At 65.6% G+C, this 15211-nt stretch carries 9 protein-coding genes; all 9 read right to left on the reverse strand.

Annotated elements, in window-relative coordinates:
• Positions 1–109 precede the first annotated feature (109 nt).
• Positions 110–1303 carry an elongation factor Tu gene (gene tuf / locus ACI2L3_RS16925; protein WP_362994426.1) on the reverse strand — a complete coding sequence of 398 codons (1194 nt, stop codon included), beginning with the start codon at positions 1301–1303 and terminating at the stop codon, positions 110–112.
• A 142-nt stretch (positions 1304–1445) separates the two neighbouring features.
• Positions 1446–3572 carry an elongation factor G gene (fusA, locus tag ACI2L3_RS16930; RefSeq protein WP_404753122.1) on the reverse strand — a complete coding sequence of 709 codons (2127 nt, stop codon included), beginning with the start codon at positions 3570–3572 and terminating at the stop codon, positions 1446–1448.
• A gap of 39 nt (positions 3573–3611) precedes the next feature.
• Positions 3612–4082, reverse strand: a complete 471-nt coding sequence (gene rpsG, locus ACI2L3_RS16935; RefSeq protein ID WP_003974303.1) for a 30S ribosomal protein S7 — start codon at positions 4080–4082, stop codon at positions 3612–3614.
• 2 nt (positions 4083–4084) lie between these two features.
• Positions 4085–4456 (reverse strand): 30S ribosomal protein S12, encoded by a 372-nt coding sequence (gene rpsL / locus ACI2L3_RS16940; protein ID WP_003948652.1) that lies wholly within the window; start codon positions 4454–4456, stop codon positions 4085–4087.
• 474 nt (positions 4457–4930) lie between these two features.
• Positions 4931–8845, reverse strand: coding sequence for a DNA-directed RNA polymerase subunit beta' (locus ACI2L3_RS16945; protein ID WP_362994410.1), 3915 nt, complete (start codon positions 8843–8845; stop codon positions 4931–4933).
• 98 nt (positions 8846–8943) lie between these two features.
• On the reverse strand, positions 8944–12429 hold the full coding sequence (rpoB, locus tag ACI2L3_RS16950) for a DNA-directed RNA polymerase subunit beta (RefSeq protein WP_404753123.1): 3486 nt from the start codon (positions 12427–12429) through the stop codon (positions 8944–8946).
• 593 nt (positions 12430–13022) lie between these two features.
• Positions 13023–13406, reverse strand: coding sequence for a 50S ribosomal protein L7/L12 (gene rplL, locus ACI2L3_RS16955; protein WP_362994406.1), 384 nt, complete (start codon positions 13404–13406; stop codon positions 13023–13025).
• A gap of 108 nt (positions 13407–13514) precedes the next feature.
• Positions 13515–14045, reverse strand: a complete 531-nt coding sequence (rplJ, locus tag ACI2L3_RS16960; RefSeq protein WP_150216777.1) for a 50S ribosomal protein L10 — start codon at positions 14043–14045, stop codon at positions 13515–13517.
• Positions 14046–14315: 270 nt separating this feature from the next.
• Positions 14316–15170 (reverse strand): LppX_LprAFG lipoprotein, encoded by an 855-nt coding sequence (locus tag ACI2L3_RS16965; protein WP_404753124.1) that lies wholly within the window; start codon positions 15168–15170, stop codon positions 14316–14318.
• Between the last annotated feature and the right edge of the window lie 41 nt (positions 15171–15211).

Below are 15211 nucleotides of genomic sequence, written 5' to 3' on the forward strand. Positions count from 1 at the left end.
CCCCACGCAAAAGGGCCCGTACGACCGAAGTCGTACGGGCCCTTCCGCTACTGCGATGCGCTCAGTTCAGAGCAACCGGGTCTCCCCGATCAACGCGCAAGCGAAACGCTTACTTGTTGATCTTGGTGACCTGGCCGGCGCCGACGGTCCGGCCACCCTCACGGATGGCGAACTTCAGGCCCTCTTCCATGGCGACGGGCTGGATGAGCTCCACCGACATCTCGGTGTTGTCACCCGGCATGACCATCTCGGTGCCCTCGGGGAGGGTCACAACGCCGGTCACGTCCGTCGTGCGGAAGTAGAACTGCGGGCGGTAGTTGTTGAAGAACGGGGTGTGACGGCCACCCTCGTCCTTCGACAGGATGTAGGCCTGGGCCTCGAACTCGGTGTGCGGCGTGACCGAACCGGGCTTGATGATGACCTGGCCGCGCTCGACGTCCTCGCGCTTGATGCCACGGAGGAGCAGACCGACGTTCTCACCGGCCTGGCCCTCGTCGAGCAGCTTGCGGAACATCTCGATGCCGGTGACCGTGGTGGTGGTCTTCTCGGTCTTGATGCCGATGATGTCGACGGTCTCGTTGACCTTGAGGACACCACGCTCGATACGACCGGTGACGACGGTGCCACGACCGGTGATCGTGAAGACGTCCTCGATCGGCATCAGGAACGGCTTGTCGACGTCGCGCTCGGGCTCCGGGATCGACTCGTCGACGGCCTTCATCAGGTCGAGGACGGTCTGGCCCCACTCCTTGTCGCCCTCGAGGGCCTTCAGAGCGGAGACCTTGACGACCGGCAGGTCGTCGCCCGGGAACTCGTACTCGGAGAGGAGCTCACGGACCTCGAGCTCGACGAGCTCCAGGATCTCCTCGTCGTCCACCATGTCGGCCTTGTTCAGGGCGACGACGATGTACGGAACGCCGACCTGGCGGGCCAGGAGCACGTGCTCCTTGGTCTGCGGCATCGGGCCGTCGGTGGCGGCGACCACGAGGATGGCGCCGTCCATCTGCGCGGCACCCGTGATCATGTTCTTGATGTAGTCCGCGTGACCGGGGCAGTCGACGTGGGCGTAGTGACGCGCCTCGGTCTGGTACTCGACGTGCGCGATCGAGATCGTGATACCGCGCTGGCGCTCCTCGGGAGCCTTGTCGATCTGGTCGAAGGCCGAGGCCTCGTTCAGGTCGGGGTACGCGTCGTGCAGCACCTTGGTAATGGCGGCCGTGAGGGTCGTCTTACCGTGGTCAATGTGACCGATGGTGCCGATGTTGACGTGCGGCTTAGTCCGCTCGAACTTCGCCTTCGCCACTGGGTCCTCCTGGGAGTGGTTCTGTACGCCTTGCTTCATCGGCGCCAGGTGATCTTTGCTGGGAAGCCAGCCGCCGGGGTTCTTGCCTTTGGGGTCGAACCCCGGCGGATGGTGTCAAGCCTAAAGCGTGAACTCGGGTGAGTTACTCGCCCTTGGCCTTCGCGATGATCTCCTCGGCGACGTTCCGCGGAACCTCGGCGTAGGAGTCGAACTGCATTGAGTAGCTTGCGCGACCCGACGTCTTGCTGCGGAGGTCTCCGACGTAGCCGAACATCTCCGAGAGGGGCACGAGGCCCTTCACGACGCGAGCGCCGCTGCGCTCCTCCATGGCCTGGATCTGGCCACGGCGGGAGTTGATGTCACCGATGACATCGCCCATGTAGTCCTCGGGCGTGGTGACCTCGACGGCCATCATCGGCTCGAGCAGCACGGGGCTGGCCTTGCGCGCGGCCTCCTTGAAGGCCTGCGAACCGGCGATCTTGAAGGCGAGCTCGGAGGAGTCGACCTCGTGGTAGGCGCCGTCGATGAGCGTGACGCGGACGCCCGTCATCTCGTAGCCCGCCAGGATGCCGAACTGCATGGCCTCCTGAGCACCCGCGTCCACCGAGGGGATGTACTCCTTGGGGATGCGGCCACCCGTGACCTTGTTCACGAACTCGTACGACGCGTCGCCGCCCTCGATGGGCTCGATCGCGATCTGCACCTTCGCGAACTGACCGGTACCACCGGTCTGCTTCTTGTGGGTGAAGTCGACGCGCTCGACGGCCTTGCGGATCGTCTCGCGGTACGCCACCTGCGGCTTGCCGACGTTCGCCTCGACGCGGAATTCGCGCTTCATGCGGTCGACGAGCACCTCGAGGTGAAGCTCGCCCATACCACCGATGATGGTCTGGCCGGTCTCCTCGTCCGAGTGAACGCGGAAGGAGGGGTCCTCCTCCGAGAGACGCTGGATGGCGACACCCAGCTTCTCCTGGTCACCCTTGGACTTGGGCTCGATGGCGACCTCGATGACCGGCGCCGGGAAGTCCATGGACTCCAGGATGACCGGGTTCTTGTCGTCGCTCAGCGTCTCACCGGTGGTGGTCTGCTTCAGGCCCATGACGGCGACGATGTCACCGGCGCCCACCGACTCGATCTCCTCACGCTTGTTCGCGTGCATGCGGTAGATCTTGCCGATGCGCTCCTTCTTGCCCTTGACGGAGTTCAGCACCGCGGTGCCGGAGTCCAGGCGACCGGAGTAGATCCGGACGAAGGTGAGCTTGCCGAGGTGCGGGTCGCTCGCGATCTTGAACGCGAGGGCCGACAGCGGCTCGTCGTCGGACGGCTTGCGCTTGATGACCTTCTCCGGGTCCTTGACGTCGTGGCCCTCGATGGCCTCGACGTCCAGGGGGGACGGCAGGTAGCGCACGACCGCGTCGAGCAGGGGCTGGACGCCCTTGTTCTTGAACGCGGTACCGCAGAAGACGGGGGTGACGGTGGTGTCGCCGCCCTTGCCGGAGGCGATGGTGATGCGACGGATCGCCGCGTACAGCTGGTCCACCGAGGGCTCCTGGCCCTCGAGGTACAGCTCCATCATCTCTTCGTCGTTCTCCGCGACGGCCTCGAGCAGCTTGCCGCGGTACTCCTCGGCAGCCTCGGTGTGCGTGTCGGGGATGTCGACGATGTCGTAGGCCTCGCCCATCTTGGTCTCTGCGGACCAGACGAAGGCCTTCATGGTGACGAGGTCGACGACGCCCTTGAAGTCAGCCTCTGCGCCGATGGGCAGCTGCATGACGAGCGGGGTCGCACCGAGGCGGTCGACGATCATGTCGACGCAGCGGTGGAACTCGGCACCGGTGCGGTCGAGCTTGTTGACGAAGCAGATACGCGGGACGCCGTAGCGGTCCGCCTGACGCCACACGGTCTCGGACTGGGGCTCAACGCCGGCGACGCCGTCGAACACCGTCACGGCACCGTCGAGCACGCGGAGCGAACGCTCCACCTCGACGGTGAAGTCGACGTGGCCCGGGGTGTCGATGATGTTGATGGTGTGGTCGACGTCGTTCAGCGGCCAGTGACAGGTGGTGGCAGCAGAGGTGATCGTGATGCCACGCTCCTGCTCCTGCTCCATCCAGTCCATCGTGGCGGCGCCGTCGTGGACCTCACCGATCTTGTACGAGACACCGGTGTAGAACAGGATCCGCTCGGTGGTCGTCGTCTTGCCCGCGTCGATGTGAGCCATGATGCCGATGTTGCGCACCTTGGCCAGGTCAAGTGAAGTGGTAGCCATGTCGGCTCAGTCTTCTCTCGGTCTCGATGTGGGTAGCGACTACCAGCGGTAGTGCGCGAAGGCCTTGTTGGACTCGGCCATCTTGTGGGTGTCCTCGCGCTTCTTCACAGCGGCACCGAGGCCGTTGGAGGCGTCGAGGAGCTCGTTGAGCAGACGCTCGGTCATGGTCTTCTCGCGACGGGCGCGGGAGTAACCGACGAGCCAGCGCAGGGCGAGCGTGTTCGCACGGCCCGGCTTGACCTCGATCGGGACCTGGTAGGTCGCGCCACCGACACGGCGGGACTTGACCTCGAGGGTCGGCTTGATGTTCTCGAGCGCGCGCTTCAGCGTGATGACCGGGTCGTTACCGGTCTTCTCGCGCAGGCCCTCCATGGCGCCGTACACGATGCGCTCGGCGGTGGAGCGCTTGCCGTTCAGCAGCACCTTGTTGATGAGGGAGGTCACCAGAGGAGAACCGTAGACCGGGTCGATGATGACCGGGCGCTTCGGGGCGGGGCCCTTACGAGGCATTCTTACTTCTCCTTCTTGGCGCCGTAGCGGCTGCGGGCCTGCTTGCGGTTCTTGACACCCTGGGTGTCGAGGGAACCGCGGATGATCTTGTAGCGAACACCAGGCAGGTCCTTCACACGGCCACCACGCACGAGCACGATGGAGTGCTCCTGCAGGTTGTGTCCCTCACCCGGAATGTAGGCCGTAACCTCGATCCCGGAGGTCAGACGCACACGCGCGACCTTACGGAGGGCCGAGTTCGGCTTCTTCGGGGTGGTCGTGAACACACGCGTGCAGACGCCACGGCGCTGGGGCGAACCCTCGAGTGCGGGCGTCTTGTTCTTCTCGACCTTGTCCTGCCGGCCCTTACGGACCAGCTGCTGGATCGTAGGCACTACTTCTCCGGTTTCTGTGTGCCGAATAGTAAAGCTAACCCGGAACGTCGCCGACCCACGCGGTCGGGTGTGTCGAATGCTGCAGACTCCCGCCGCAAGGCGGAAAGGGGCGCAGATTACGGTGGCCGTTGACGGACTCGCGATGCGGTTGAAGACACGCGCACGAGCCCAGGCACACCCCAGGCACAAGGTCTGAGCGTACCTACCTCATCGAGTCTGGTCAAAACAAATGCGATGGGGCCCGACACGCCGGACATCCGGACGAATCAGGCGCACCGCGGAAGCAGGACGACGCACAGGGGCGGCAGGGCGCCGCGCAGAGCGCGAACCAGGGCTTGCCCTCACGCCGGCACGGGACGGCCGCGTACGCCCCGTAGACGGCCGTGAGCCGGGCCGTCCCGGCTCACGGCCGACACAACGCCGAAGGGCGCCCACCCCGCGTACGGGATGAGCGCCCTTCAACAGACTCAAGCCTTACTGGTTGTACGGCCCGTAGTCGTAGTCCTCCAGCGGCACGGCCTGACCCGAACCCGTCCCGAAGGGCGAGTAGTCGATGTCGTCGTAGCCGACGGCCGAGTACATCGCGGCCTTGGCCTCTTCGGTGGGCTCGACCCGGATGTTGCGGTAGCGGGAAAGACCCGTACCGGCCGGGATGAGCTTACCGATGATGACGTTCTCCTTGAGGCCGATGAGGCTGTCGGACTTGGCGTTGATCGCCGCGTCCGTCAGGACTCGGGTCGTCTCCTGGAAGGAGGCGGCCGACAGCCAGGATTCCGTCGCCAGCGAGGCCTTGGTGATACCCATCAGCTGCGGACGGCCGGAGGCGGGGTGACCGCCCTCGGTCACCACACGACGGTTCTCGGTCTCGAACTTCGAGCGCTCGACGAGCTCGCCCGGCAGCAGCTCCGCGTCGCCGGACTCGATGATCGTCACGCGGCGCAGCATCTGCCGGATGATGATCTCGATGTGCTTGTCGTGGATCGACACGCCCTGGCTGTTGTAGACCTTCTGGACTTCGCCGACCAGGTGGACCTGGACCGCGCGCTGACCGAGGATCCGCAGCACGTCGTGCGGGTTCGTCGCACCGAAGGTGAGCTTCTGGCCCACCTCGACGTGGTCGCCCTCGCGCACCAGGACCTTGGCACGCTTCGAGATCGGGAACGCCGTCTCGTCGCTGCCGTCGTCCGGGGTGACGACGATCTTCTTGGTCTTCTCGGTCTCCTCGATGCGGACGCGGCCCGCGGCCTCGGAGATCGGGGCGACACCCTTCGGCGTACGAGCCTCGAAGAGCTCGACGACACGGGGCAGACCCTGGGTGATGTCGTCACCGGCCACACCACCGGTGTGGAAGGTACGCATCGTCAGCTGCGTGCCGGGCTCACCGATGGACTGGGCGGCGATGATGCCGACCGCCTCACCGATGTCGACCAGCTTGCCGGTGGCGAGCGAACGGCCGTAGCAGAAGGCACAAGTGCCGACCGCCGACTCACAGGTCAGGACCGAGCGGGTCTTGACCTCCTCGACGCCGTTGGCGACCAGGGCGTCGATGAGGACGTCACCGAGGTCGACGTTGGCCGGCGCGATGACCTTGCCGTCGATGACGACGTCCTCGGCCAGCATGCGGGCGTACACCGAGGTCTCGACGTTCTCCGTCTTGCGGAGGACACCGTCCTCGCCCTTGACCGCGATCTTCAGCTTCAGACCGCGCTCGGTGCCACAGTCCTCCTCGCGAATGATGACGTCCTGGGAGACGTCGACCAGACGACGGGTGAGGTAACCGGAGTCGGCGGTACGGAGAGCCGTGTCCGCCAGACCCTTACGGGCACCGTGGGTGGAGATGAAGTACTCGAGAACGGTCAGGCCCTCACGGAACGAGGCCTTGATCGGACGCGGGATGGTCTCGTTCTTCGCGTTCGACACCAGACCACGCATACCGGCGATCTGACGCATCTGCATCATGTTTCCTCGGGCACCCGAGTCAACCATCATGAAGATGGGGTTCGTCTTCGGGAAGTTCGCGTTCATCGCCTCGGCAACCTCGTTGGTCGCCTTGGTCCAGATCGCGATGAGCTCCTGCGTGCGCTCGTCCTTGGTGATCAGACCGCGCTCGTACTGCTTCTGGACCTTCTCGTCCTGCGCCTCGTAGCCCGCGACGATCTCCTTCTTGGCCGCGGGGACCACGACGTCGGAGATGGCCACGGTGACGCCGGAACGAGTCGCCCAGTAGAAGCCCGCTGCCTTCAGGTTGTCGAGCGTCGCCGCCACGATGACCTTGGGGTAGCGCTCGGCGAGGTCGTTGACGATCTCGGAGAGCTGCTTCTTGCCGACCGAGTAGTCGACGAAGGGGTAGTCCTCGGGCAGCAGCTCGTTGAAGAGCGCGCGGCCCAGGGACGTACGCAGCCGGAAGCTGTCGCCCTGCTGGTAGGCACGCTCGCCCTCGAAGTCCTCGCCCTCGGCGCTGACCGGCGGGGTCCAGCCGCGCGGCGGGATGGTGCCCACCGGGAAGCGGATGTCGACGGTCGACTGCAGCGCGAGCTCACCGGCGTCGAACGCCATGATCGCCTCGGCCGTGGAGCCGAACGCGCGGCCCTCGCCCTTGGTGTCACGGAGCTCACCGTCGGTGGTCAGGAAGAACAGACCGAGGACCATGTCCTGGGTCGGCATCGTGACCGGACGACCGTCGGCCGGCTTCAGGATGTTGTTCGAGGACAGCATCAGGATGCGGGCCTCGGCCTGCGCCTCCGCGGAGAGCGGCAGGTGGACGGCCATCTGGTCACCGTCGAAGTCCGCGTTGAACGCGGTGCAGACGAGCGGGTGGATCTGGATGGCCTTGCCCTCGACCAGCTGCGGCTCGAAGGCCTGGATGCCGAGGCGGTGCAGCGTGGGCGCACGGTTCAGCAGAACCGGGTGCTCGGCGATGACCTCTTCGAGGACGTCGTACACGACCGTGCGGCCGCGCTCGACCATCCGCTTGGCGCTCTTGATGTTCTGCGCGTGGTTCAGGTCGACCAGGCGCTTCATCACGAACGGCTTGAAGAGCTCCAGCGCCATGGCCTTGGGCAGACCACACTGGTGCAGCTTCAGCTGCGGACCGACGACGATCACGGAACGCGCGGAGTAGTCCACACGCTTACCGAGCAGGTTCTGACGGAATCGACCCTGCTTGCCCTTCAGCATGTCGCTGAGGGACTTCAGCGGACGGTTGCCGGGGCCCGTCACCGGGCGACCACGACGGCCGTTGTCGAAGAGGGCGTCGACCGCCTCCTGGAGCATGCGCTTCTCGTTGTTCACGATGATCTCGGGCGCACCGAGGTCGAGAAGGCGCTTCAGGCGGTTGTTGCGGTTGATCACGCGGCGGTACAGGTCGTTCAGGTCGGAGGTCGCGAAGCGGCCACCGTCCAGCTGCACCATCGGACGCAGGTCCGGCGGGATGACCGGCACGCAGTCGAGCACCATGCCCTTGGGGCTGTTGCTGGTCTGCAGGAACGCGGAGACGACCTTGAGGCGCTTGAGCGCACGGGTCTTCTTCTGGCCCTTGCCGGTGCGGATGATCTCGCGGAGGCGCTCGGCCTCCTCGTCGAGGTCGAAGGACTCCAGGCGCTTCTGCAGGGCAGCGGCACCCATGGAGCCGTCGAAGTACGTGCCGAAGCGGTCACGCAGCTCGCGGTAGAGCAGCTCGTCGCCCTCGAGGTCCTGGACCTTGAGGTTCTTGAAGCGGTTCCACACCTCGTCGAGACGGTCGATCTCGCGCTGCGCACGGTCGCGCAGCTGCTTCATCTCACGCTCGGCGCCCTCGCGCACCTTGCGGCGCACGTCGGCCTTGGCACCCTCGGCCTCGAGCTCGGCCAGGTCGGTCTCGAGCTTCTTGGCGCGGGCCTCCAGGTCGGAGTCGCGACGGTTCTCGATCTGCTGACGCTCTACGGAGACGTGCGCCTCCAGGGACGGCAGGTCGCGCGTGCGGCGCTCCTCGTCCACGAACGTGATCATGTACGCCGCGAAGTAGATGACCTTCTCGAGGTCCTTCGGGGCGAGGTCGAGGAGGTAACCCAGGCGCGACGGGACGCCCTTGAAGTACCAGATGTGCGTGACGGGCGCGGCCAGCTCAATGTGGCCCATCCGCTCACGGCGCACCTTGGCGCGGGTCACCTCGACGCCACAGCGCTCACAGATGATGCCCTTGAAGCGGACACGCTTGTACTTACCGCAGTAGCACTCCCAGTCCCGGGTCGGACCGAAGATCTTCTCGCAGAAGAGTCCGTCCTTCTCGGGCTTGAGGGTGCGGTAGTTGATGGTCTCCGGCTTCTTGACCTCGCCGTGGGACCACTGTCGGATGTCGTCCGCGGTGGCAAGGCCGATCCGCAGCTCGTCGAAGAAGTTGACGTCGAGCACTTTGTCGTCAATCCCTCTTTCGGGGTCGAGTCTCAATCATGGTCTGTACGGGTCCGGGGCAGGGCCGGGGCCTCACGAGGAGGCCCCGACCAGACCCGTCAGACCTCTTCGACGCTGCTCGGCTCGCGCCGGGACAGGTCGATGCCGAGCTCCTCCGCCGCGCGGAAGACGTCCTCGTCGGTGTCGCGCATCTCGATGGACATGCCGTCCGAGGACAGCACCTCCACGTTGAGGCAGAGCGACTGCATTTCCTTGATGAGCACCTTGAAGGACTCGGGAATGCCGGGCTCGGGGATGTTCTCGCCCTTGACGATGGCCTCGTAGACCTTCACGCGGCCGGTCACGTCGTCGGACTTGATCGTCAGCAGCTCCTGGAGGGCGTACGCGGCGCCGTATGCCTCCAGCGCCCACACCTCCATCTCACCGAAGCGCTGGCCACCGAACTGAGCCTTACCACCCAGCGGCTGCTGGGTGATCATCGAGTACGGGCCGGTCGAACGCGCGTGCAGCTTGTCGTCGACCAGGTGGTGCAGCTTGAGGATGTACATGTACCCGACCGAGATCGGGTCCGGGAACGGCTCACCGGAGCGGCCGTCGAACAGCTGCGCCTTGCCGGACGGAAGCACCATGCGCTCGCCGTCGCGGTTCGGGATGGTGTGCTGCAGCAGGCCGGCGAGCTCGTCCTCACGCGCACCGTCGAAGACGGGGGTGGCGACGTTCGTACCGGGCTCGACCTTGTCGGCGCCGATGGCCTGGAGGCGCTGCGCCCACTCGTCCGCGAGACCGGAGACGTCCCAGCCGCGGCTGGCGAGCCAGCCGAGGTGGATCTCCAGGACCTGTCCCGGGTTCATTCGGGACGGCACACCCAGCGGGTTCAGGATGATGTCGACCGGAGTTCCGTCCTCGAGGAACGGCATGTCCTCGATCGGAAGGATCTTCGAGATAACACCCTTGTTGCCGTGGCGGCCGGCGAGCTTGTCACCGTCCGTGATCTTGCGCTTCTGCGCCACGTAGACACGAACCAGCTGGTTCACGCCCGGCGGCAGCTCGTCGCCCTCTTCACGGTCGAAGACGCGGACGCCGATGACCTTGCCGATCTCGCCGTGCGGCACCTTCAGGGAGGTGTCACGGACCTCGCGCGCCTTCTCACCGAAGATCGCGCGGAGCAGGCGCTCCTCCGGCGTCAGCTCGGTCTCACCCTTGGGCGTGACCTTGCCGACGAGGATGTCGCCGGCGACGACCTCGGCACCGATACGGATGATGCCGCGCTCGTCGAGGTCGGCGAGGACCTCCTCGGAGACGTTCGGGATGTCCCGGGTGATCTCCTCCGGGCCGAGCTTGGTGTCACGGGCGTCGACCTCGTGCTCCTCGATGTGGATCGAGGAGAGGACGTCGTCCTGCACGAGGCGCTGCGACAGGATGATCGCGTCCTCGTAGTTGTGACCTTCCCAGGGCATGAACGCGACGAGCAGGTTCTTGCCGAGGGCCATCTCGCCCTCTTCGGTCGCGGGACCGTCGGCCAGGACCTGGCCCTCGATCACGCGGGCGCCCTCGTCGACGACAACCTTCTGGTTGACGGAGGTGCCCTGGTTCGACCGGGAGAACTTGGCGATGCGGTACGTGGTGTACGTGCCGTCGTCGTTGGTGACGGTGACGTAGTCCGCGGAGACCTCCTGGACCACACCCGCCTTCTCGGCCTTGATCACGTCACCGGCGTCGACCGCGCAGCGGTACTCCATGCCGGTGCCGACGAGGGGAGCCTCGGCGGTGATCAGCGGCACGGCCTGACGCATCATGTTCGCGCCCATGAGGGCACGGTTGGCGTCGTCGTGCTCGAGGAACGGGATCATGGCGGTCGCGACCGACACCATCTGGCGCGGCGAGACGTCCATGTAGTCGACGTCCGTGCCGGGCACGTAGTCGATCTCTCCGCCACGGCGGCGGATCAGGACGCGGGCCTCGGCGAAGTGGAGGTCCTCCGTCAGCGGCGCGTTGGCCTGCGCGATGACGAAGCGGTCCTCCTCGTCGGCCGTCAGGTAGTCGACGTCGTCGGTGACCTGGCCCTCGACGACCTTGCGGTACGGCGTCTCGACGAAGCCGAACGCGTTCACACGGCCGTAGGAGGCCAGCGAACCGATCAGACCAATGTTGGGACCCTCAGGCGTCTCAATGGGGCACATGCGGCCGTAGTGAGACGGGTGCACGTCACGGACCTCGAAGCCGGCCCGCTCACGGGAGAGACCACCCGGGCCAAGCGCCGAGAGACGGCGCTTGTGGGTGAGACCCGACAGCGGGTTGTTCTGGTCCATGAACTGCGACAGCTGCGAGGTGCCGAAGAATTCCTTGATCGACGCCACGACCGGGCGGATGTTGATCAGGGTCTGCGGCGTGATCGCCTCGACGTCCTGGGTCGTCATGCGCTCGCGGACGACGCGCTCCATACGAGCCAGACCCGTGCGGACCTGGTTCTGGATGAGCTCGCCGACGTTGCGCAGACGACGGTTGCCGAAGTGGTCGATGTCGTCGGTCTCGACGACGATCGACGTACCGCTGTCGCCAACGGTCTCGGTCTCACCGGCGTGCAGCTTCACCAGGTACTTGATCGAGGCGATGATGTCCTCGACCGTGAGGATGCCCGCGTCGAGCGGAGCGTCCGCACCCAGCTTCTTGTTGACCTTGTAGCGGCCAACCTTCGCGAGGTCGTAGCGCTTGGGGTTGAAGTAGAGGTTCTCGAGCAGGGTCTGAGCGGCCTCACGGGTCGGCGGCTCGCCCGGACGGAGCTTGCGGTAGATGTCGAGCAGCGCGTCGTCCTGGCCCTGGGTGTGGTCCTTCTCCAGGGTGGCGCGCATGGACTCGTACTCGCCGAACTCCTCGAGGATCTGCTCGGTCGTCCAACCGAGAGCCTTGAGCAGAACGGTGACCGACTGCTTGCGCTTGCGGTCGATGCGGACACCGACCATGTCGCGCTTGTCGATCTCCATCTCCAGCCAGGCACCCCGGGATGGGATGATCTTGGCGGAGAAGATGTCCTTGTCGGACGTCTTGTCGATCGAGGAATCGAAGTAGACGCCCGGCGAACGGACCAGCTGCGACACGACGACACGCTCGGTGCCGTTGATGACGAAGGTGCCCTTGTTGGTCATGAGCGGGAAATCGCCCATGAAGACCGTCTGGGACTTGATCTCGCCGGTCTCGTTGTTGGTGAACTCGGCGGTGACGAAGAGCGGGGCGGCGAACGTGAAGTCGCGCTCCTTGCACTCGTCGATCGAGTTCTTCGGGGGCTCGAAACGGTGGTCGCGGAACGTCAGGGACATCGACCCGGAGAAGTCCTCGATCGGGGAGATCTCCTCGAAGATCTCCTCCAGACCGGACTTGGTGGGGACGTCCTGTCCGCTTTCCAGAGCCGCCTCGACACGAGCCTTCCACGCGTCATTGCCGAGCAGCCAGTCAAAGCTCTCGGTCTGCAGCGCAAGAAGGTTCGGAACCTCGAGGGGCTCCTTGATCTTTGCAAAGGAGATGCGCAGCGGGGCGGTGCTGGCGCCGTTGTTCGTATTCGCGGTCGAGGCAGTGCGCGAGGCGGCCAAGAGGGGGTCCTTCCGAGGGCTCGGACTCACTACGCGCGTACCGGTCCCAGGCTGGACACAGAGACAGACCCTCCTGATCCGGCTGTTTGGCCAGGTCAGGGAAGATTCAGTCCACGGTGCTCAAGCATGGGCATGCCCCTGGTGACGGGCAGGAGGCAGCTAACAGGCAGCGCAAAGGGTCAGTGTAGCCAGTTGGCCCACTGATGTCCAGTGCGGGTTCTGGGAGACTCTCGTTGTTCTCAACCCCTGCTGCAAGCCACGCCCTCGATGCACATCGATACTGCCCTCTTTGCCGCCGATCCATGCCTCGGATCCGGATCGTTGTGACGACGCGTCCTGAGAATTGCGCGCTGCGTGCGGTTCGTCAAGGCCCCCCTGCCCAGACGTCGCCCTGGGACACTCACCGTCACGGGCTGTCCCGAGGCACAACGAAGATCACCATACTCGCCGGGACCGACATCGCAAGGCGCCCTCACGCGCGTGCCCGGGAACGCCGAAAGGCGACCACCCACATGGGTGATCGCCTTAGGCGTCCCGCGCGTTACAGCGTTTGTGCCGTACGTGCGGTGAAGAGAGTCAGACGACTCGTGAGGTCACTTGACCTCGACGGAGGCGCCGGCGCCCTTGAGGGCCTCGGCGGCCTTCTCAGCGGCGTCCTTGGCGACCTTCTCGAGGACCGGCTTCGGGGTGCCGTCGACGAGGTCCTTGGCCTCCTTGAGACCCAGCGAGGTCAGCTCACGCACGACCTTGATGACCTGGATCTTCTTCTCGCCGGCGCCGGTGAGGATGACGTCGAACTCGTCCTGCTCGGCCTCGGCCTCGGCCGGAGCGGCAGCGCCGCCCTGGACGGCAACGGCGGCCGGAGCGGCGGCGGTGACGTCGAACTTCTCCTCGAAGGCCTTCACGAACTCGGAGAGCTCGATGAGGGTCATGCCCTCGAACTGCTCGAGCAGGTCGTCCTGGGACAGCTTCGCCATGGTGGCGTCCTTCCACTAATTCGGCTGGTGCCGTGTGTACATGGAGGCGGGCGTACGTTGGGCCCGCTGTGACCGTCGCCTCAGGCGGCGGTCAGTGTGCGAGCCGAATTACTCGGCACCGCCCTGCTCGGCCTTCTTGGCACGAAGAGCTTCCGCGGTGCGGACGAACTTCGAGGGAAGCGCCTGGAAGAGCGCGGCAGCCTGCGACTGCTTGCCCTTCATGGCGCCCGCCAGCTTGGCGAGCAGAACCTCGCGGGACTCGAGGTCCGCGAGCTTCTTGAACTCGTCGGCGGACAGCGCCTTGCCATCAAGGACACCGCCCTTGATGACGAGGTTCGGGTTGTCCTTGGCGAAGTCACGAAGACCCTTCGCCGACTCCACCGGGTCACCGGTGACGAAGGCAACCGCCGTCGGACCCGTGAACAGGTCGTCGAGCGTGTTGATCCCGGCCTCGTTGGCCGCGATCTTGGTCAGCGTGTTCTTCACCACGGCGTACTCGGAGTTTTCACCGAGGGAACGGCGCAGCTGCTTGAGCTGGGCCACGGTGAGACCCCGGTACTCGGTCAGCACGGCGGCGTTCGAGCTGCGGAACTTGTCCGTGAGCTCGGCTACCGCGGCAGCCTTGTCGGGCGTCGGCATAGAGCGTCGGCCTCCTTCCGGGTGATGAGGACCGCTCAGAAGGGGCCGACAAAACGAAACGCCCCGGCGCAGGCGCACGGGGCGTGAGCTCGACCGGATCACATACGATCCAGGAGCACATCCACAGTCACCTGCGCGGGTCGTCCGCCGTTTCAGCGGATCCTTCGGCCGCCGCACCCTCTTGCGAGAACACGGCAACGACCAGCGGTCTTTGGCTTCTGTGGAAGAGTACGCGAACGGGTCCGCGTCAGGCAAATCCGACGCCAAGCGTCAGCCCTGCATGTCCTTCATCTCCTTGGCGAGGTCCATGACCTGCGCCTTCGGCGGGGCATCGACCTTCACGGGCTTGTTGTAGTCGAGGAACGTGATGGTCATGTCGAGCCGTCCCTTGTCGCCCTTGCCGCGGGCCCGGAACTGCTTGGTGTGGTCCTCGCCGTCGACCCACATGTCCATCGTGAGCTTGTCGACGCCCATGTCCTCGTACTGCTTGATGCTCTTCTTGTGGCGCTTCTTGGTGGCCGCGTCCCCTTCGTCGGCCAGCTTGCGCATCTGGTCCATCGTGACCGTGCCCGTGTAGTGGGTGGTCTCGACGCCGCCGACGGTCTCGCTGCCGACCTTCTTCAGGTCCTTGGAGCCGGTCAGGAGCGTGGACTGGTCGGCCGGGTTGTTGTCCGCCTGCGACGAGACCGAGGTGGGGGCGGACTGGCCGCCCTTGCCCAGGGTCTTGGCGTCGAACTTGATCCAGCTCTTGCCGTCGAGCTCCTTCGCGGCGTCCTTGCCACCGCCGAGGTAGACCGCGCCGTCGACGTACCGCAGTTCCATCTTCTCCGGGCCCTGGTCGGGCGCGGACATCTTCATGCTCATGGCGAGCGGCTTGGTGCTCATCGCCGCGTCGGCCTGGACCCGTCCGTCCCCCGGGACGGTGCCCTTCATCCGGAACGTGAACGAGGTGAGGTCCTCGGTCTTGTCCGCGGCCTTCTTCACGGCCGCCGCGGGCGCCATGTCCTCACCCGCCGCCTTGTCGGCCTTCTCCGACCCACAGCTGACCGCGCCGCCGGCGAGCAGCACGGCCGCCAGCGCGGCCCCCGCGGTTCTCTTGCGACCCATACGTACGGAAATACTCATGACCCCACCCCTAGGAACACATGATCGACTCATTTTCTGAT

The organism is Streptomyces sp. NPDC029674 (assembly GCF_044903205.1).
Taxonomy (GTDB): Bacteria; Actinomycetota; Actinomycetes; order Streptomycetales; family Streptomycetaceae; genus Streptomyces.